Raw genomic sequence first — 18,736 nt, forward strand, 5'->3', positions numbered from 1 at the left:
TTTCTTCTAAATATTAAATCCCCCTACTTTTAATAAATACTCTTCAGTTCCCACTTTTCCTATTACATCTAAACTTAATGCCTTTGTGGTGATTTTAGCTTGAGATTCTTGATTAACTATGGACTCTCTTATCCATGAACCAAATCCACAATCGAGTAAATGGTCTTCTACTGTAACAATTTCATCAAACTTGTCAATTTGCTGTTGTTGAATAAATTTAAACGATGCACCCCAAATTGGACAAGAAAATATTCCAAAACCAGACAACTCCAAATTTGCCTTTAATAATTGATGAGCAATTTGTAATCCACCACTAGTCGTTAAAAGAATCTTACCATTATGAGTAGGAACAACTTCATTCCAAACTCCTGGATTAATATTTGGAGAATCTAAATTATAATTAGGTTCCCCCGCTTTTTTTAACCTCAAATAAGATGGTCCAGGGTTTTCTAACAAATAATCTAAACATACTCGTGTTTCAATTGGATCTCCCGGACTAGCGATAGTAAATTCAGGGAATAGTCTCATTAAACCCAAATCCTGAATTGCATGATGTGAATAACCTAAATTGCCATACGACAATCCCCCCCCAACTGAAACTACTGTAACAGGTAAATTATGATACCCAACATCGTTTCTTAATTGTTCTGCACATCTAAATGTCGGGAAATTGGCAATTGAATAAATAAAAACATGGAATCCTTCAGATGCCAAACCCGCCGCCATTGAAGCCATATTTTGTTCAGAAATACCTGCATTATAAAATCTATCAGGAAATTCTTTCTCAAATTCTTCTATAACTGAATATCCTAAATCTCCAACGACAAGAACAATCTTCTCATTTAATTTAGCCTTTTCTTTTAAGTGTTGTATAAAAGTATTACGCATTATTAATCTCATTTATAGCAATTTGCAACTCATCTAGAGATGGAGTACTATAATGCCATTTAACCTTATTTTCCATGTAAGAAACCCCTTTCCCTTTAATAGTCTTGGCTATGATTACAGTAGGCTTTCCCTCAAACTCTATTGACTTCTTAATTATATCAAATAACTCAACGTGATTATGACCATCAACTTGAAAAACATTAGCGCCAAATGATTCAAATTTGTCGGTTAATGGCTCTAGATTTAAAGTTTCTTCAACAGTGGTTAAACTTTGAAGATTATTATAGTCTACAATAACTACTAAATTGTCTAATTTATGATGTGAAGCAAATAATAACGCCTCCCAATTACTCCCTTCATCTAATTCTCCATCACCAACTATAACAAATACTTTATTTTTTGAGGACCGTATTTTTGAGCCTAGTGCTTTACCTGTTGCAAAAGGCAAGCCATGCCCAAGAGAACCTGTAGAAAACTCTACCCCTGGAACTTTGTGACTAATATGATTCATAAAATTAGAATCATTATTCCCGTACGAATCCAGTTCCGTTAATGGAAAAAAATCCATCAATCCAAGAACTGCATAAACTGAGACACAGGCATGACCTTTACTCAAAATAAATATATCTCTCTCTGGGTCATTTAATTCCTTTTTATTGATTTTTAAAATATCAAAATACAAAACAGACAAAATATCCGCTATTGATAACGCACTACCAATGTGTGAAGCTCTTGAATTAACAACCATTTTAAGTGATAATTTTCGAGCTTCTTTAGCTAATTGCAAAGATGAATTAATTTTCATTTAATTTATACTTAATAACACTAGTTAAAGATTCTTCAAAATAGGTTTCTTGAATTTCGATTCCAAGTGCCAATTCTAATTTTTTATTAGACCCTTGAATAAGCATTGACTGATTAGCCCTGTAAGGAATTGCCCCAAAATTTATTTGTGAATTTTTGGGTTTAATGATATTTAATATTTTCTGGGTTAATTCCACTAAACTAATCGCACTTGAAGAACTAATATTATAAATTCCAGACTCTAGATTAGAACCGACAATTTTAGAAATTATTTTAGCTAAATCCCCGACATACATGTAAGCATATTTTTGCTCCCCTGGAGTCATATCCATTCGTTCCAAATTATTAATTCGTTCTATTAAAGTTGGAATTAACCAATTACTATCCTCTTGCTCACCAAAAAATGAAAAAAGTCTGAACCAATACCAATTAAGCCCATTTAAAGTTGAATAATTATTAATTATTTGAGAAACGGCAACTTTAGCAGAAGCATAGGAACTAGATGGGTTTGTAGGATATTTTTCATCAATTACCCCTGAAAAAACACCATACTCTGCTTGAGATCCAAAAGCAATAAACTTTTCTACCTTGCAACTTTTCGCTATTGAAAGTAGATTTAAAACAAATTCAACATTTGAAAATTGAACTGACCAATTATCTCTATCATTTGCTGAAACACCTAACCAAGCAGAATGAATAATAATGTCAGGCATTAATTTAATTATTTTATTTTGCCAATCACCATCTTCTAAATCAATCCAACTAATATCAGATTTGAAGTCCTGACATCGTGCTAGATCAGTTTTTTTTCTTCTAGTTGCAAATACTTTATATCCATCCAACAACAATTGCCTTGCAATTTGCGAACCTAAAAATCCAGAAATTCCAGTAATTAATACAGCCCTATTATTCATTGAAATAATTTAGAATTTGCATTTCAGTAAATTCTCTAATACTAGACTTATTATATCTTGCTTGTTTATACCACTCAATAGTAACATTAATTGCCTTTGCAGAGTTGTATTTAGGATGCCAATTTAATTCGTCCTGTGCCTTACTTATATCAAGTTTTAACAATCCTGCTTCATGTGGATGTGAATTATTGATGTCCAAAGAATATCCTCCCTCACCATAAACATCTATTGCTTTTTGAACCATTTCTTGTACTGAAAGAACATCGTTTGAATATGGGCCAAAATTATATTCGGAAGAAAACGTAACAGGATTAGCTGATAACTTTGAACCTAAACTAAGATATCCCAATAATGGCTCCAAAACAAACTGCCAAGGTCGAACTGAGTTTGGATTTCTCAATATAACTTCGATTTGACTTTGAATCGCATTTACAATATCAGGCACAAGTCTATCTTTACTCCAATCTCCACCACCTATTACATTTCCTGCTCTTGCAACTGCTAATGCTTTTTTATGTTGATCGAAATTATTGATATGAAAAAAAGAATTTCTGAAGGAATCAATAACAAGTTCACAACATGCTTTGCTAGAGCTGTAAGGATCAAAGCCACCAAGTCGATCATTTTCACGATATGGATAAACCCACTCATTATTGTGATAAACTTTATCCGTGGTAATCAATACGACAGAACACTTTTTTTGAAGTTTTCTAACAGCATTTAGTAAATTGGCCGTGCCGTTTACATTCACTTCAAATGTTTCAAGCGGAAACTCATAGGAATAGCGAACTAATGGTTGTGCGGCAAGGTGAAATATAAAGTCAGGTTCAAAAGATAATAATTCATTTTCCAAAGATTCCTTATCTCTTAAATCAGAAATTACAGAATTACAAAGAGTATTGCCATCCAATAGGTTATACAAATCATTTTCATAATTTGTATCTAAAGCGTACCCCTTTACTTCAGCTTGTAAAATTGAAAGAATTTTTAAAAGCCACGCACCTTTAAATCCTGTATGACCAGTTAAGAATACTTTTTTGCCTTTGTATACTTTAATTAAATCTTCTAACATAATCCTACCATATTTTCCATTGCGCACTGCCGGAATCCCATTGTTGCTCTAACTCAACTTTATCTCTAAGAGTATCCATTGGTTTCCAAAAACCATGATGCAAGTAGGCTTGCATTTTACCACCTTTCGCCAGATTTTCCATAGGTTCTTTTTCAAAAACAGATTCATCACCACTTATGAAATTGAAAACTTCAGGTTCACATACAAAGTACCCTCCATTTATCCATGAACCATCACCTTTAGGCTTTTCTAAAAATGATAATACCTCATTTGTTTCTGAAAGATTAAGTGCTCCAAATCTACCGTTGGGCTGAACTGAAGTCACAGTCAACAATTTATTAGCCTTCTTATGAGTAGATAATAATTCTAATAAATTTACGTCTGATAAACCATCCCCATATGTTAAAAAGAAAGGTTCGTTGCCTATATGTTTTTGAATTCTTTTGATTCTCCCACCTGTCATAGAATTAACACCGGTATCAACTAGTGTAATAGTCCAAGGTTCAGCATCGCTATCATTAAATGTTACTTTATTATTTTTTAAATCGACAGTTATATCAGACCGATGCAGAAAATAATTATTAAAAAATTCTTTTATAACGTATCCTTTATATCCCAAGCAAATCACAAATTCATTAAAGCCATAAGATGAGTAAATTTTCATTATGTGCCACAAAATTGGCATTCCACCAATCTCTACCATTGGCTTAGGTTTAATCGTGGTTTCTTCAGACAATCTTGTACCCAATCCGCCTGCAAGGATTACAACTTTCATAATTATATTGATTTAGAAAAAAGTAAAAGATCAGATTTGACCATTTCAGAGACTAATGACTTTAAATCATATTTTGGTTTCCAGCCTAATTTATTCATTGCTTTTGTGGGATCACCTAACAAAAGATCTACTTCAGTAGGCCTGAAATATTTAGAATCTACCTTTACCACTACTTTTCCAATTTCGAGCTTAAAATCTCCGGTACATTTCACGACTGAGCCTACTTCATTTTCACCTTCTCCACTAAACGCTAATTCTATACCTAATTCAGAAAATGACATTCGAACAAATTCACGAATTGTGGTAGTTACTCCCGTTGCTAAAACAAAGTCCTCAGGCTTTTCTTGTTGTAAAATTAACCACATTCCCTCTATATAATCTTTCGCATGTCCCCAATCTCTTTCAGAATTTAAATTTCCTAAATACAAACACTCTTCTTGACCCAACACAATTTTAGCAGTTGCACGGGTAATTTTACGAGTAACAAAAGTTTCTCCTCTTTGTGGCGACTCATGGTTAAACAATATTCCATTACACGCAAACATATCATAAGCTTCTCGATAATTAACCGTAATCCAATAAGCATATAGTTTTGCTACAGCATAAGGGGAACGTGGATAGAATGGTGTGGTCTCAGATTGAGGAACAGCTTGAACTAGACCATAAAGCTCTGATGTTGATGCTTGATAAATTCTAGTCTTCTTTGTCAAGCCTAACAATCGTACAGCCTCCAGTATTCTCAATGTTCCTATACCGTCAGCATTTGCAGTATATTCAGGGGTTTCAAAACTAACATGAACATGGCTCATTGCGGCCAAGTTATAAATTTCATCTGGCCGAACCTCTTGAATAATGCGAATAAGATTAGTGCTATCAGTTAAATCTCCATAATGCAAATGCAAATTACGATCAGGTACATGTGGATCTTGATATAAATGATCTATTCGCTGTGTGTTAATTAAAGACGATCTACGCTTTACGCCATGAACTTCATAGCCCTTTTTCAATAAAAATTCTGCAAGATATGCGCCATCTTGACCTGTAATTCCTGTAACTAATGCTTTTTTCAAAATAACAAAATTTATCGACCTATACTATAATATATTAAATTGGAATTTTTAAAAACTTCTTTGGAATAAAGATTTCTGCCATCGAAAATGACTTTATTTTTTAATTGGCCTTCAATTTGATCAAAATCAGGCGTTCTAAACTCAGACCATTCGGTTGCAATAATTAAAGCATCAGCGCCTTTCAGAGCTTCATAAGGATTGATCGCATATTGAATAATATCGCCCAATTGTCCCTTCACATTATTCATCGCCTCTGGATCATATGCTGAGATTGTAGCCCCCAATTTGATTAAAGATTCAATAATATACAATGCCGGTGCTTCTCGAATATCATCTGTATTTGGCTTAAAAGCTAAACCCCATAAAGCAAAATGCTTACCCTTTAAATCGTAATTGAAGTGAGATTGAATCTTTGGAATTAAATGCGTTTTTTGATTTTCATTTACTTTTTCAACCGACTTCAAAATCTGAAAATCATATTTAACTTCTTCAGATGACTTGATTAAAGCTTGCACATCTTTTGGAAAACAGCTGCCTCCATATCCAATACCAGGAAATAAGAATCTTTTACCTATACGATCATCACTTCCTATCCCACGTCGCACCATATCAACATCTGCTCCTAAACGTTCACACAACTGAGCAATCTCATTCATAAATGAAATTTTAGTTGCGAGAAATGAATTAGCCGCATACTTAGTTAATTCAGCACTTTTTTCATCCATATATATGACAGGATTACCTTGACGCACGAAAGGGGCATAAAGATCCCCCATAACTTTTTTCGCACGATCTGAGCTAGACCCGATTACCACCCGATCTGGTTTCATAAAGTCTTCTACCGCAACCCCCTCACGCAAAAATTCAGGATTACTAACCACATCAAATTCAACTTTGGAATGTTTTGCAATTGCATCCTTAACTTTATCGGCAGTACCCACAGGGACTGTACTTTTATCTACAATAACCTTGTAATCTTCTAATATCTGACCTAATTTATCTGCTACACCCAATACATATTTTAGGTCAGCGCTTCCATCTTCACCTGGCGGGGTAGGAAGTGCTAGAAAAACAATCTGTGCGCCTTCTATTCCTTTTTTTAAATCTGTAGTAAACTTTAAACGACCATCTCTCAGATTCTTAAGAAACATTTTCTCAAGACCTGGTTCATAAATGGTAATTTCTCCATGAGTCAATCGATCAATTTTAACATGATCTATATCAACACAAGTCACGGTGTTTCCAGTCTCAGCAAAACACGTTCCTGAAACTAAACCTACATAACCCGTACCTATAACTGCTATTTTCATTTTACTTTCTCCACGGCTTTGCCATCCTGAGTCACACAAAAAGGGTTCTCAGAAAAACGAAATTTAGAAACAAATATACCCCCATTTTGGTTTAGCGCCAAAGCATATTTATTTAAAGGGAATATTTCAAAATATGTCCACCGAATTAATGGAAAAGTCCTATTTTAGTCGCTTAACGCTTTCCCCTTGGTTTCTGGCAAATAAATCACGCCCACGATGACCGTTAAGGCCGCTAGGGCGATGGGATAAAACAATCCAGCGAAATTTGAGTGGGTGATCGATCCCAGCCAGGTGGCCACGAAAGGGGCACAACCGCCGAACACCCCATTAGCAAAGTGATATGGGATGGAAAGGGAGGTATAGCGGATTTTGGTTGGGAAAAGTTCGACTAGGAAGGCGGCGATCGGGCCGTAGGCCATCGCCGCGAAACTCACCAATAGGCTGCAAATGAAGGCTAATTCAAGCTTGCCAGTCCAGGTTAGGAAAATCGAACCGTTGATTAGGGTGCCCTCTTCAGAGACGATGCTGGCCATCCAAGAGAATAAAGGGTAGTACCCGAGCGCAGCGAGGGCCATCCCGCCCAGCATCACTTTCTTGCGACCCACGCGGTCGGACAAACTGCCGAAATAGACGAAGAGAGGCGTCCCCACCACTAAGCTCGCGGCGATAATGAGATTCGTGGTAATGAAATCGACCTGCAGGATCTTGTTGATGAAGATTTGGGCATAAAATTGGCCTGTGTGCCAGACGACGCCTTGTCCTACGATAGCGCCGAACATCGCGATGAGCATTAAGCGGCGGTTTGCCTTGCTCGCGAAAGCTTCTTTTAAGGGGTTTTCGGAGAGTCGCCCTTCGGCTTTGAGTTTGGAGAAGAGTGGCGATTCGTCCATGTTTCGGCGGATGAAATAGGAAACGACGACGAGGATGCCGGAAAGGGCGAAAGGTACGCGCCAGCCCCAGTCTTTGAAGGCCGCATCACCCATTACCTGCTGGGTCACTAAAATGACTAGGATGGAGACGAAGAATCCGAGGGTGGCGGTGGTTTGGATGTAGGACGTGTACTTCCCGCGTTTTGCGTCCGGTGCATATTCCGCAACGTAGGTGGCGGCGCCCCCATATTCGCCCCCTAAGGCTAATCCCTGTATGATTCTTAATGCCAAAAGCAAAGCCGGAGCCACCAACCCAATCTTCTCATAACTCGGTATAAACGCAATCGCAAAAGTCGACCCACCCATCAAAAGCAGCGTCAACAAAAACGTATACTTCCTCCCAATCAAATCCCCCAACCTCCCAAAAAGCACCCCACCAAAAGGCCTCGCCACAAACCCCGCCCCAAAAGCCGCCAACGTCGAAATGAACGCCGCCGTCGGATCCTCCTTCGGAAAGAAACTAACCGAAATAATCGCACTCAAACTCCCAAAAATATAAAAGTCATACCACTCAATCACCGTCCCCACACTCGACGCCATAATCACCTGCCACAACTTCTTTACCGGCACTTTATTATTATCAAAAATAGTATCCACTCCTTGCATAAGCTCTTATTGAATTATTCCTAAAAATACAGAAAATATCACAATGGTTGACATTGCCTTGTTCATTATTCCATTCGGATTTCACTACCTTTCCTACATGAACTCGGATACACTCGATCTTATCGCCACTTACTTCCAACAAAAAGCGCCCATCCGCCGCGCCTGGATCTTTGGCTCCCACGCCCGTGGCACCCAATCTCCCACCAGCGATATCGATATTCAGATTCAAGTATACAAAAACACCCCGTTCACTCTTTTTGACCTAGCCGAAATCCAACACGACCTCTCCCAGCTTCTCACCTTAGAAGTCGACCTAGTCATGCTAGGAGCCCCATTAAAGAGTATCACAAAAAACCTTAACCACGATAAAATTTTAATTTATGAAAACCCTAGCAGTTAAAACTGGTAATATTGATTCTGAAGAGTCTATAGCCCATTTTTGATGCTCTCGGTTGGAATTCTATAAAGCGTGTTTTCAGGTTTTGACACAATCTGTCAACACCTGAAAATCGTTTATACGGCTCAGCGATGATTATCACACCCCTTTTTTAGATTATCAATAAGCTGTTAGGATGGGAGAAATAGTGGGAATACATTTGGAACACCAAACCACTAATCAATATGTTTAACCACTTCTCTAGATACCTGAAGCTCATCCGTGCGGTTCCGCTGCACGTGATGGCGCAGGATCTCGGGATCGATGCCGGACTTTTGAGCAAATACGAAAACGGCAACCGAATCCCAGATATCGAACTCGTCATCATTTTTGCCCATTACCACCAGGTAGACGCGCGCGAACTTTGTGTGTATTGGATGCGGGAACGCATCAAACGATCTTTTGTAGGCTATGAACATTTAGTAGAGGATGCTTTGCCTGATGCAGAAAAAGACGTCAAATACTACCTCAAATTCCACAAAGTAAAGCTGGAAAGGAAATTCAGCTTCAAGCTCATCCTCAAAAACGCTATCGTCTACGACCACACCCAGGCCGTCACCCTACGCCATTTTCAATTCCGCCGCCACGGCGTCACTAACCACTAAACCCTGGAAAACATGTTTAATTTCTTTAACCCAAAAGAGCCCCTGCTCTTCTACAACGGCCACATGGGTCCCTACAAGTTCACCAAAGTGACGATTACCATCATCGAAAAAGACAAAGAAGTATTCAGCGAATCCGTGATTGTGGCTCCTGTAACGACCAAGACATTGATTTTTGATTCGCGGAAGTTCTTGAATGAATTAAGGAATAGATGAAATGTCGCGCGGGTACAGAAGGTATTTTGGCGTATTGACAGAATGTGTCAATACCTGAAAAGTCGCTACAAGACATCTCGACTAATTATAGCAAAAAGTGCCCCCAGAGTCTTATTTCGTAAAAAGCCCTACAAAAGAGGTCGAAAGAGACACGATAAAGCTAAAAATCAAAGGAGCAATAAAGCCGGTAACCACAAACCCTGGAACATAGGCAGCGACTAAATAGACAAGGCCTACCGAGATCACTAAAGAGAATAACCCTAGAGTCATAAACGTGATAGGTAAGCTGATGATCTTTAACACGGGTTTAATAAACGAATTCACGAAACCCATCGCTAGAGCGACTAAAAGTGCAGTGGTAAATCCGTCTACGGTAATTCCCTTTAAATAGCGGGGAATGACTAAAACGACGCAGGCGATGATGATGTAACGAATGATGAAACCGATCATAAGATAGATTATTTAGATGCGTGACGAGATTGAAGAACGGCGATGATTTCGCTTAAATCGATGCCACGGTCTTCTAATAAGACGAGTAAGTGGAAGATTAAGTCGGCCGCTTCGCCTTTGAAAAGGTCATCGTTTTGCATTAAGGCTTCGATAACGAGTTCGACGGCTTCTTCGCCTACTTTTTGGGCAACTTTGTGGGTGCCTAATTGAAAAAGAGAGGCGGTGTAAGACGATGAAGCGGGAGCAGTTTTGCGGCTTCTTATGACGTGTTTTAGTTGATCAAGCCAGGCGGCGTTGTCTGCGTTTGACTCGTTGAAACAGGTGTCTGCTCCGGTGTGGCAGGTGGGGCCGGCTGGTTTGGCCTGAATTAAAATGGTGTCAGCGTCGCAATCGATCGAAAGTCTGATGACATCGAGGAAGTTGCCTGATTCTTCACCTTTGGTCCAAAGACGGTTCTTCGAACGACTGAAAAAGGTCACGCGCTGCTCAGAAACGGTCTTCGCATACGCTTCTTCGTTCATGTAACCTAACATGAGAACCGTGCGGGTGGACGCATCTTGGATGATGGCAGGCACGAGGCCTTTGGAAAAATCAGGTTGCTTTGACATATTTCTATTAAATGCGCATCGGGATGTCTTGGGTTGCAAGGTAATTCTTCAATGCCAAAATTTCAATTTCTTTAAAGTGAAATATACTTGCGGCAAGACCGGCGTCGGCTTTGCCACTGGTAAATACTTCGGTAAAATGGGCCATCGTTCCCGCTCCGCCGGAGGCGATGATGGGAATGGAGGCTGCTGAGGATACTTTCGCAGTCAAATCACAGGCAAAACCAGCTTTCGTGCCGTCGGCGTCCATCGAGGTTAATAAGATTTCGCCAGCGCCGCGGTTTTCAACTTCGCGAGCCCATTCGAGTGTTTTAAGTTCGGTGATGCGTCTGCCGCCGTGGGTGTGGACGAAGTCCAGGCCCACGGCGGGTTCAAAGCGGGTGTCGATCGCGACGATGATGCATTGGGAGCCAAAAGCCAAAGCCAATTCATCCACCAGCTCCGGCCGGCGCACGGCAGAGGAGTTAATGGAAACTTTGTCCGCGCCGGCGTTCAACAAGGCTGAAACATCCGCAATGGACGAAATTCCACCACCCACAGTAAAGGGAATATTGACGTGGCGCGCAACTTCGCGCACTAGATTCACTAAAGTTTTGCGGTCATCGACTGTCGCCGTGATATCAAGAAATACCAACTCATCTGCTCCCTGTTGGGCATAAAGGGCCCCCAGCTCCACCGGATCGCCGGCATCGCGGAGGTCCACAAAGTTCGTCCCTTTCACGGTCCGCCCTTCTTTAATATCTAAACAGGGTATGATTCGCTTGGTTAACATGCTGCTGAAAATTTGGCCAAATCAGCTAAACTAATCCGACCTTCATAAAACGCTTTCCCCACAATCACCCCAAATAAATGCATATCCCGCAACTTGACTAAATCTTCAATACAAGCCACGCCACCACTCGCAATCACGCTCAGCGATGGGCTCGAAGCCTGAATCTTTTCATATAAATCGAAGCTGGGACCTTGTAATAATCCGTCTTTGGCGACGTCTGTTGAAATCACATATTTCGCGCCTTTCGCCGTATAATCCTGCAAAAAGTCAAAAATCGAGATGTTCGAATTCTCCTGCCAGCCAGACACGGCGATCATTTCGTTTTGGGCATCTGCCCCTAAAATAATCTTCTCTGATCCGTACTTCTGTAGCCATTCGCAGACTAATTCTGGATTGCGAACGGCAATGCTGCCGGCGGTGATTTGGGCTGCACCGGCTGAAAAAGCAGTATCGATCATTTCGTCGGACTGAACTCCTCCGCCAAAATCAATGTGCAGCGATGTGTTCGATGCGATACGCTCTAATACGTGTGCATTGACAATCTTTTTTGCCTTTGCTCCGTCCAAATCCACTAAATGTAATCGCTGAATTCCAGCTCCTTCAAAGGCTTTGGCAATCTCCAAAGGATCCTCGGAATAGACCTTTTTTTGGCCATAATCCCCCTGAGTCAAGCGTACGCATTGCCCATTTATCAGATCGATCGCCGGAATTAATTGAAACATATTAAAGTGCTAAGAAATTTTTCAAAATTTGTTCACCAGCCTTGCCGCTGATCTCCGCGTGAAACTGCGCGGCATAAAAATTATCCTTGTGTAACATCGCCGAAAACGGTTGCACATACTCACAAACCGCTGTCGTGTACGCATTTACAGGCGCATAAAACGAGTGCACGAAATAGACGAATTCTTCTTCTTTCAGCCCTTTCATTAAGGGATTATCGCCTTTTGCGGTGATCGAATTCCACCCGACGTGCGGGATTTTCAAGTCTTTGCTTTGGAACTTCTTCACCTCCACGTCAAACACCCCAATGCAATCCACATTCCCCTCTTCCGAGTGCTTGCACAACAATTGCATGCCGATGCAAGTCGCCAAAACTGGCTGCTTTAGACCTTTTATCAAGGTGTCGAGGCCCTTTTCTTTCAAATAGGCCATCGCCGTACTCGCCTCACCCACTCCCGGAAAAATCACTTTGTCGGCCTTTTTAATCTCCTCAGGATCATCCGTCCACTTGTACTTTTGCCCAATACGGTCCAACGCGTACATCACCGACGCCACATTTCCCGAATTGTATTTTATGATTGCAATTTCCATAAGCGTACAAAGGTATTAACTTTGGGGGATAATTGCCTCCTTCGCGCGGCCCTTTTATGAACAAAAAACTCGTTTACGAATCGCTTTACCTTGTTTGGATGGGGCTTTTACCACTGCTGGCGTCTGGCTTTTTGGGCTATTACGCGCTGGCAAATCCTTCGTTTTTTACGTCATTTTCTTTGCTGGGATCGGTGGTCTTTTGGATTTGTGCAGCCTTGATTATGGGCCTGGCGCTTTGTCCTACGACGTTTTTTGCCTTGTTTACGGGCTATGTGTATGGGTTTTCGGGTTTGTTGCCCTTGATTTTGGCATATTCGGCGGCTTCGGCTTTGGGTTATTTTCTTGCCAAACAATTCGGCGCGACAGCTCTGCTGTCGCGCGTTCCTTCTAGCTTCCTAACGAACGTGCGGTCATCCTCCTTTTCGTGGGTATTCCTCGCGCGGCTTTCTCCTATTTTCCCCTTTGCGATCACAAACGCCATTATGGCCTTTGTGGGCGTGCCCTTTCGTTGGTTTATAACGGCTGGAACTTTGGGGATGCTCCCTCGTACATTTTTAGCCGTGTTTACCGGAATTTCGGCGTCTTCGTGGGCTTTGTTGTTTGCCCGACCAGAGCTTTTGCGCTGGCAAGATGTGGTTTCTCTTTTGTTTTTGATTGTTTCAGCAGCGGGGATGTATATTTTAGGACGCCGTTCTTTTAAGTAATGGTGTTTCTGGGCTTTTTTGGCACTATTGATGAAATAAGTGTGAAGTAGGGGAGCGACTTTTCAGGTATTGACAGAATGTGTCAAAATTCAAATTTCAAAGATCAAAGTTCAAATTCGTAGGGCGACTGAGTCACAAAGTGACGACTAAGCGACATAGTCGCGACCAAGTCCGAAGGACGACTTTCTCCTGCGGAGAATTATCAGTTTTTTAAGTTGCTTTACCGCTAAATAAACCTACATTTATCCATGGAACCACTAAACTTTAAACTTTACGATTTGGCACGTGCTAAATTGAATCTAAACGACACCGACGCAATGGAATTTGTATCGAGTATTCACGAACTGCAAGATCACCGTTTTGAAAATCTAGCTACGAAGGAGTTTGTAAGCAAAGAACTTTCAGAAACGAAATTTGACATTCTAAAATGGATATTTCTTTTCTGGGTAGGCCAAATGTCAATTACTCTTGGAATCGTTTTGTTGCTAATTAAAAAATAAATTCATTTCCTACTACATGACGTCATGAGCACCGATTCGAATATTCAAGAATTGCAAAAGCACCGAGATGAAATTCAAGTGAATTTAGGCGTCAAGCTTGAAAAAAGAATTGAATTTAATTCAATCGAACAACTACATAATTTAGAGCTCAGGCTCCTTGAAAAATTCACTAAACTGGAAATTCAGTTAATAGAAGCTAAATCCGAATTATTCCAATGGATGTGCTTCTTTTGGGTTACTCAAACAGCTGCCAACGTTGTAATGATTCTGCTGTTACTCAAAAAATAACCCACTGACTAAGTCCGCAGGACGACTAAGCCGTAGGCGACTAAATCGCGAAGCGATGACTTCGACGCAGTCGATGCGACTAGAGTGCCTCCGAGTCTATCACCTGAACTTTTCCCCACAGGTGCATGTTATCTTGAATGAATTTTTTGTGGAGGGGGTGGTAGAGGTATTCCTTTTCTTTTTCGGCGCTGTCGAAAACGAGGACCACTGAAAAAGTGTAACTTGCTTCTGTTACGGATTTGTCAAAATCAGTGACAATTGGCTTGCCTACGTGGGCTGAGGCGATCATTGGGAGGGTTCCTAAAGATTTTAGGGCGCGAAAGAGTTGATCGGTTTCGGTGGTGGAGGTGGGGTTTTTGGCCCAAAACAACACATGATGTATAAAGGTCATTTTCGTAGACGGTTCTGCTGATGCCGCAAAGGGCAAAGTGGAGGCAAGGGCGATAAAGTCGCGGCGAGTAGTTGACATAGGTTTAATATTTTTTCAATTCTACAATGGAAATTCCACAAATCAAAGTGATTGTGACCGGTGTGACCGGAATGGTGGGCGAGGGCGTAATGCTGGAGGCGTTGCGATCGCCTTTTGTGAGTGAGGTTTTGGCGATTAGTCGCAAGCCGTCTGGTCATTCGCATCCGAAGTTAAAAGAGTATTTTTTGGCCGATTTTTATCAGCCAGAAGAGATCAAAGAGGTCGTAAAAGACTACGATGCGTGTCTTTTTTGTCTAGGGGTTTCGTCCGTGGGGATGAAAGAAGAAGAATTTAGACACAAGACCTACGACTTGACGTTGGGATTTGCGGCGCAAATGCCTAAAAACATCAGCTTCAGTTATATTTCTGGGATGTCCACGGATAGTACGGAGAAGGGTTCGATCATGTGGGCGAGGGTGAAGGGTAAAACGGAGAATGATCTCAAGAAAATGGGTTTTCGGGATTCGTATTCGTTTAGACCGGGGTATTTGCAGCCGATGAAGGGGAATAAATTTACCTTGAAATACTATAAATACATCGACTGGATGTATCCGCTGCTGCTTTTGGTGGCGGGGAAGACGGCGTCGACTTTGGAAGAATTAGCCAAAGCGATGATCGAGGTTTCTGCTTTTCCAGTGGAGAAGAAGACGATTGAGGTGGTGGATATTAAGGTTTTGGCAGAACAAATGAAAAACAGAATCTAGGGGAAGTCCCGGGAAATGGGTATTTTTGCCCTGAAATGTAATACAATTTAGAATGGATAAGAAAGTAGTTTTAATGATCTTAGATGGCTGGGGCATCGCAACAAACCCCAAAGTTTCCGCAATCGACGCGGCTAAAACGCCATTTATCTCCTCGCTTTACGGCAAATATGCGCACTCGAAATTAGAGGCGTCCGGCTTAGCAGTGGGTTTACCAGAGGGCCAAATGGGTAACTCCGAAGTGGGCCACATGAACTTAGGAGCAGGCCGCGTGGTCTACCAAAACCTCGTTCGCATCAACAAAGCAGTCACTGAAAATACCTTAGGCCAGGAGCCTGAATTAGCGAAAGCATTCGACTACGCAAAAACAAATAACAAGTCCGTTCACTTCATGGGTCTTGTGTCCGACGGTGGCGTTCACGCGCACATCGAGCACTTGAAATCCTTGCTTTCAACGGCGTCTGAGGCAGGTTTGGGCAAGGTTTTCGTCCATGCTTTCACGGATGGTCGTGATACGGATCCCAAATCAGGTCTGAAATTCATGACTGATTTATATCAACATACGTTAAAAACTAACACGCAAATCGCGTCAGTAACGGGTCGTTACTACGCGATGGACCGCGATAATCGCTGGGAGCGTGTGGCTTTGGCTTACAAAGCGATGGTAAACGGCGAAGGAAATCCTTCAACTGACGTGTTGAAATCCATCGAAGAAAGTTACGCAGCGGGGGTAACGGACGAATTCATCCACCCAATTATTATGACAGATGCGTCAGGTGCTCCTGTAGGAAATGTCCAAGAGGGTGACGTGGTGATCTGCTTCAACTTCCGCACTGATCGTGGTCGCGAAATCACGCAAGCTTTGACGCAACGTGATTTCCCAGAGGAGGGCATGCAGAAATTGAATTTGTACTACTTGACGATGACGGAATACGATAAAGAATTCCAAAACGTCCACGTGATTTTCAACGACTCTAACTTGCCTATGACGATGGGTGAAGTTTTGGAGGGCGCTAGTAAAAAACAAATTCGCATCGCCGAAACCGAAAAATATCCACACGTTACGTTCTTCTTCTCAGGTGGCCGCGAGGCGCTTTTTGAAGGACAACAAAACATCTTACGCAACTCCCCAAAAGTCGCAACCTACGATCTTCAACCCGAAATGTCTGCGGCAGATCTTCGCGATGCGCTGATCCCGGAATTAGAAAAAGAAGAGGTAGACTTCGTCTGCTTAAACTTCGCTAATCCAGATATGGTGGGGCACACAGGCGTTTTCTCTGCGGTAGTTAAGGCAGTCGAAACGGTTGATGCTTGTGCTGAGGCAGTAGTAACAGCTGGTTTAGCGCATGGTTATTCTTTCATTATCATCGCAGACCACGGTAACGCGGATGTGATGATGAACGAAGATGGTTCACCAAACACGGCGCACTCGACGAATTTAGTTCCTTGTATTTTGGTCGACAACAACTTCAAGCCTGAGCTTCGCGATGGTAAATTAGGGGACGTTTCACCTACGATCTTGAAACTGATGGGTGTGGCTCAACCGAAAGAGATGACGGGGGTAGCGTTGTTCTAGTCGCCCTGCGGGCTTAGTCATCGCTGCGCGATTTAGTCGCGACTGCGTCGGAGTCATCGCTTCGCGATTTAGTCGCCTTCGGCTTAGTCGTCCCTACGGGACTAAGTTGCGACTGTGTCGCTTAGTCCGAAGCCGCTTCAGTGGCTGCAATGGCACGAGTGTTAAAAGACCTCGAATAATACAAAAGGCATTTTCGCGTATTGACAGATTTTGTCAATATCTGAAAATGCCTTTTATGCTTTACGACTTTATTTCACCCTTTATTGGGTATGGAGCCCACAGAGGCACTATGCTTTACAACGAAGCCCTTGCTAACTTAAAGGCCCAAGCATATTGACTCGGGTTGTTCCCTGGTGTGATAGCTGGGGGTGAAATGGTTAAAACGCCGTTCTTAAATGTGCTGCGAACCGCCACATCTGAGCCTAGAAGGGAGACAGAAATGGGTTTTTTCAAACCAGAAATCTGTAAGGCGGTTTTGGGGAATTCTGTTGTTATGAGATACAAGTCATTGCCTTTTTGGGTGAAGTATTGTTTGGTGGTAGGGGTGACTTTAGGGGCTTTGGCCCACTTACGAGTACTATAAATCGCTTCGCCATTCACTTTCAGCCAGGAACCGATGTCCGTCAAACGCTGCTGCATAATCACCGGAATGCGGCCATCCGCTGTGGGTCCAATGTTCAACAACAAATTTCCGCCGCGCGCTACCTTGTTAATCAACATGTGCACGAGCTGCTCAGAGCTAGAATAATCTTCTAAATTTTCGTTTCGATTATAGCCAAAAGAGCCGGCGATGCCTCTGCATTCTTCCCATGGGCGCGCGAAATCCAAACCGTTCGCATCACCGTTGTGCACTAAATCATATTCCGTGGTGTAAAATCCGCCATGTTTACTGCGCGTTTCTTTGCCCCAGCGGTCATTCACCACCACACTTTCGCGAACGGGAGATTGATTATATAACCAGGACAAAAATTCCGTGCTGCGCAATTTATCCGAGGTATAATCCCACTCGCCGTCCGTCCAAACCAAATCCGGATGGTAGGTATTCACTAAATCTTTCATCTGCGGGAACATGTGCTGATCGATGTATTCGTTCAGCGTTTCCTTCTTGTAAAGGGGGTTGTACCACTCTAAAAGGGAGTAATAGTAGCCCATTTTGATGTTTTTGTTTTTGACCGCTTTTGTCAAATCGCCTAGTAAATCGCGGTGTGGACCTACATCCACGGCGTTCCAATTCCAGGATTGTTTGGATGGCCAGAGGGTGAATCCTTCGTGGTGTTTGGAGGTCAATACGACGTATTTTGCGCCTGCATTTTCAAAAAGGCGAGCCCATTCATCTGGCTGAAAGAGTTCAGCTTTGAATTCCTGGGTGAAGTCTTGGTATTTTACATTTGGGCCAAAAGCTTTGTTGTGGAAATCCGTAAAAAAGTGCTGCGTTTTACTTGGATCCTGCCAACGTTTCCAATACCATTCCGCATACCGCTCATAAACTCCAACTTTGTCGCGGGCCGTGGGCGAATAAGCGGGAACGGAATACAAACCCCAGTGGATAAATATGCCAAACTTCGCATCTTCAAACCAAGTCGGAACGGGGCGGCTGTCGATGGATTCCCAGGTGGATTCGTAGGTTTTTTGGGCGAAAAGAGTGCCCGAAACAAGGCAAAAAGCCAGAATTAAGAACTTGATTTTCATAAGGTTTAGATTTTATCGAGCCTAATTTAATTAAAATTGTTAATTTCAA

The 18,736-nt window shown here is 41.9% G+C and carries 23 protein-coding genes; 8 read left to right on the forward strand and 15 right to left on the reverse strand.

What is annotated here, in order from left to right; all coding sequences use genetic code 11:
• Positions 1-6: 6 nt before the first annotated feature.
• From V7S74_RS05615 to V7S74_RS05650, 8 genes are all read right to left on the reverse strand, one after another.
• Entirely contained in the window at positions 7-888 is an 882-nt protein-coding gene (locus tag V7S74_RS05615; RefSeq protein WP_406777792.1) for a transketolase family protein, read from the reverse strand.
• Positions 881-1,693, reverse strand: a complete 813-nt coding sequence (locus tag V7S74_RS05620; RefSeq protein ID WP_406777793.1) for a transketolase — start codon at positions 1,691-1,693, stop codon at positions 881-883. Before V7S74_RS05620 ends, V7S74_RS05615 begins: the two co-directional genes overlap by 8 nt.
• Positions 1,683-2,606: an NAD-dependent epimerase/dehydratase family protein gene (locus V7S74_RS05625; protein ID WP_406777794.1), complete on the reverse strand. Its 924-nt coding sequence runs from the start codon at positions 2,604-2,606 to the stop codon at positions 1,683-1,685. Before V7S74_RS05625 ends, V7S74_RS05620 begins: the two co-directional genes overlap by 11 nt.
• Complete coding sequence (gene rfbG, locus V7S74_RS05630; RefSeq protein WP_406777795.1) at positions 2,599-3,678, reverse strand: CDP-glucose 4,6-dehydratase; 1,080 nt, start codon at positions 3,676-3,678, stop codon at positions 2,599-2,601. The genes V7S74_RS05625 and rfbG overlap by 8 nt, the downstream gene beginning before the upstream one ends.
• Positions 3,679-3,682: 4 nt before the next feature.
• A complete protein-coding gene (rfbF, locus tag V7S74_RS05635; protein ID WP_406777796.1) occupies positions 3,683-4,453 on the reverse strand; it encodes a glucose-1-phosphate cytidylyltransferase in 771 nt (256 codons plus the stop codon).
• Positions 4,454-4,455: 2 nt separating this feature from the next.
• Positions 4,456-5,523 carry a GDP-mannose 4,6-dehydratase gene (gene gmd, locus V7S74_RS05640; RefSeq protein ID WP_406777797.1) on the reverse strand — a complete coding sequence of 356 codons (1,068 nt, stop codon included), beginning with the start codon at positions 5,521-5,523 and terminating at the stop codon, positions 4,456-4,458.
• Between the two features lie 11 nt (positions 5,524-5,534).
• The gene (locus V7S74_RS05645; protein ID WP_406777798.1) at positions 5,535-6,833 is read right to left on the reverse strand and encodes a UDP-glucose dehydrogenase family protein; all 1,299 of its coding nucleotides are present in this window, start codon (positions 6,831-6,833) and stop codon (positions 5,535-5,537) included.
• A 164-nt stretch (positions 6,834-6,997) separates the two neighbouring features.
• The gene (locus V7S74_RS05650) at positions 6,998-8,368 is read right to left on the reverse strand and encodes an MFS transporter (RefSeq protein WP_406777799.1); all 1,371 of its coding nucleotides are present in this window, start codon (positions 8,366-8,368) and stop codon (positions 6,998-7,000) included.
• A gap of 43 nt (positions 8,369-8,411) precedes the next feature.
• On the opposite strand from V7S74_RS05650, the gene V7S74_RS05655 reads away from it, so the two are divergent.
• From V7S74_RS05655 to V7S74_RS05665, 3 genes are all read left to right on the forward strand, one after another.
• Positions 8,412-8,768, forward strand: coding sequence for a nucleotidyltransferase family protein (locus V7S74_RS05655; protein ID WP_406777800.1), 357 nt, complete (start codon positions 8,412-8,414; stop codon positions 8,766-8,768).
• Positions 8,769-8,989: 221 nt separating this feature from the next.
• Complete coding sequence (locus tag V7S74_RS05660; RefSeq protein ID WP_406777801.1) at positions 8,990-9,409, forward strand: helix-turn-helix domain-containing protein; 420 nt, start codon at positions 8,990-8,992, stop codon at positions 9,407-9,409.
• Between the two features lie 12 nt (positions 9,410-9,421).
• Complete coding sequence (locus V7S74_RS05665; protein WP_406777802.1) at positions 9,422-9,622, forward strand: hypothetical protein; 201 nt, start codon at positions 9,422-9,424, stop codon at positions 9,620-9,622.
• Between the two features lie 111 nt (positions 9,623-9,733).
• Here the strand turns inward: V7S74_RS05665 and V7S74_RS05670 are convergent, their stop codons facing one another.
• The 5 genes from V7S74_RS05670 to hisH are packed head-to-tail and all read right to left on the reverse strand — an operon-like array spanning position 9,734 to position 12,760.
• On the reverse strand, positions 9,734-10,072 hold the full coding sequence (locus V7S74_RS05670; RefSeq protein ID WP_406777803.1) for a phage holin family protein: 339 nt from the start codon (positions 10,070-10,072) through the stop codon (positions 9,734-9,736).
• A gap of 8 nt (positions 10,073-10,080) precedes the next feature.
• On the reverse strand, positions 10,081-10,680 hold the full coding sequence (gene hisIE / locus V7S74_RS05675; protein WP_406777804.1) for a bifunctional phosphoribosyl-AMP cyclohydrolase/phosphoribosyl-ATP diphosphatase HisIE: 600 nt from the start codon (positions 10,678-10,680) through the stop codon (positions 10,081-10,083).
• Positions 10,681-10,687: 7 nt separating this feature from the next.
• Complete coding sequence (gene hisF, locus V7S74_RS05680) at positions 10,688-11,449, reverse strand: imidazole glycerol phosphate synthase subunit HisF (RefSeq protein WP_406777805.1); 762 nt, start codon at positions 11,447-11,449, stop codon at positions 10,688-10,690.
• Complete coding sequence (gene hisA, locus V7S74_RS05685) at positions 11,443-12,171, reverse strand: 1-(5-phosphoribosyl)-5-[(5-phosphoribosylamino)methylideneamino]imidazole-4-carboxamide isomerase (RefSeq protein ID WP_406777806.1); 729 nt, start codon at positions 12,169-12,171, stop codon at positions 11,443-11,445. Before hisA ends, hisF begins: the two co-directional genes overlap by 7 nt.
• Position 12,172: 1 nt before the next feature.
• On the reverse strand, positions 12,173-12,760 hold the full coding sequence (hisH, locus tag V7S74_RS05690) for an imidazole glycerol phosphate synthase subunit HisH (protein ID WP_406777807.1): 588 nt from the start codon (positions 12,758-12,760) through the stop codon (positions 12,173-12,175).
• Between the two features lie 56 nt (positions 12,761-12,816).
• Between hisH and V7S74_RS05695 the strand changes: the two genes are divergently transcribed.
• From V7S74_RS05695 to V7S74_RS05705, 3 genes are all read left to right on the forward strand, one after another.
• Positions 12,817-13,464, forward strand: a complete 648-nt coding sequence (locus tag V7S74_RS05695) for a TVP38/TMEM64 family protein (protein ID WP_406777808.1) — start codon at positions 12,817-12,819, stop codon at positions 13,462-13,464.
• 248 nt (positions 13,465-13,712) lie between these two features.
• The gene (locus V7S74_RS05700) at positions 13,713-13,964 is read left to right on the forward strand and encodes a hypothetical protein (protein ID WP_406777809.1); all 252 of its coding nucleotides are present in this window, start codon (positions 13,713-13,715) and stop codon (positions 13,962-13,964) included.
• A gap of 24 nt (positions 13,965-13,988) precedes the next feature.
• The gene (locus V7S74_RS05705; protein WP_406777810.1) at positions 13,989-14,252 is read left to right on the forward strand and encodes a hypothetical protein; all 264 of its coding nucleotides are present in this window, start codon (positions 13,989-13,991) and stop codon (positions 14,250-14,252) included.
• A 79-nt stretch (positions 14,253-14,331) separates the two neighbouring features.
• Here the strand turns inward: V7S74_RS05705 and V7S74_RS05710 are convergent, their stop codons facing one another.
• A complete protein-coding gene (locus tag V7S74_RS05710; RefSeq protein WP_406777811.1) occupies positions 14,332-14,721 on the reverse strand; it encodes a Dabb family protein in 390 nt (129 codons plus the stop codon).
• A gap of 26 nt (positions 14,722-14,747) precedes the next feature.
• On the opposite strand from V7S74_RS05710, the gene V7S74_RS05715 reads away from it, so the two are divergent.
• Positions 14,748-15,425, forward strand: coding sequence for an NAD-dependent epimerase/dehydratase family protein (locus V7S74_RS05715; RefSeq protein ID WP_406777812.1), 678 nt, complete (start codon positions 14,748-14,750; stop codon positions 15,423-15,425).
• A 52-nt stretch (positions 15,426-15,477) separates the two neighbouring features.
• Positions 15,478-16,998: a 2,3-bisphosphoglycerate-independent phosphoglycerate mutase gene (gpmI, locus tag V7S74_RS05720; protein ID WP_406777813.1), complete on the forward strand. Its 1,521-nt coding sequence runs from the start codon at positions 15,478-15,480 to the stop codon at positions 16,996-16,998.
• A 294-nt stretch (positions 16,999-17,292) separates the two neighbouring features.
• Here the strand turns inward: gpmI and V7S74_RS05725 are convergent, their stop codons facing one another.
• Positions 17,293-18,687: an alpha-L-fucosidase gene (locus V7S74_RS05725; RefSeq protein ID WP_406777814.1), complete on the reverse strand. Its 1,395-nt coding sequence runs from the start codon at positions 18,685-18,687 to the stop codon at positions 17,293-17,295.
• Between the last annotated feature and the right edge of the window lie 49 nt (positions 18,688-18,736).

The organism is Aquirufa novilacunae (genome assembly GCF_045310505.1).
Classification (GTDB): domain Bacteria; phylum Bacteroidota; class Bacteroidia; order Cytophagales; family Spirosomataceae; genus Aquirufa; species Aquirufa novilacunae.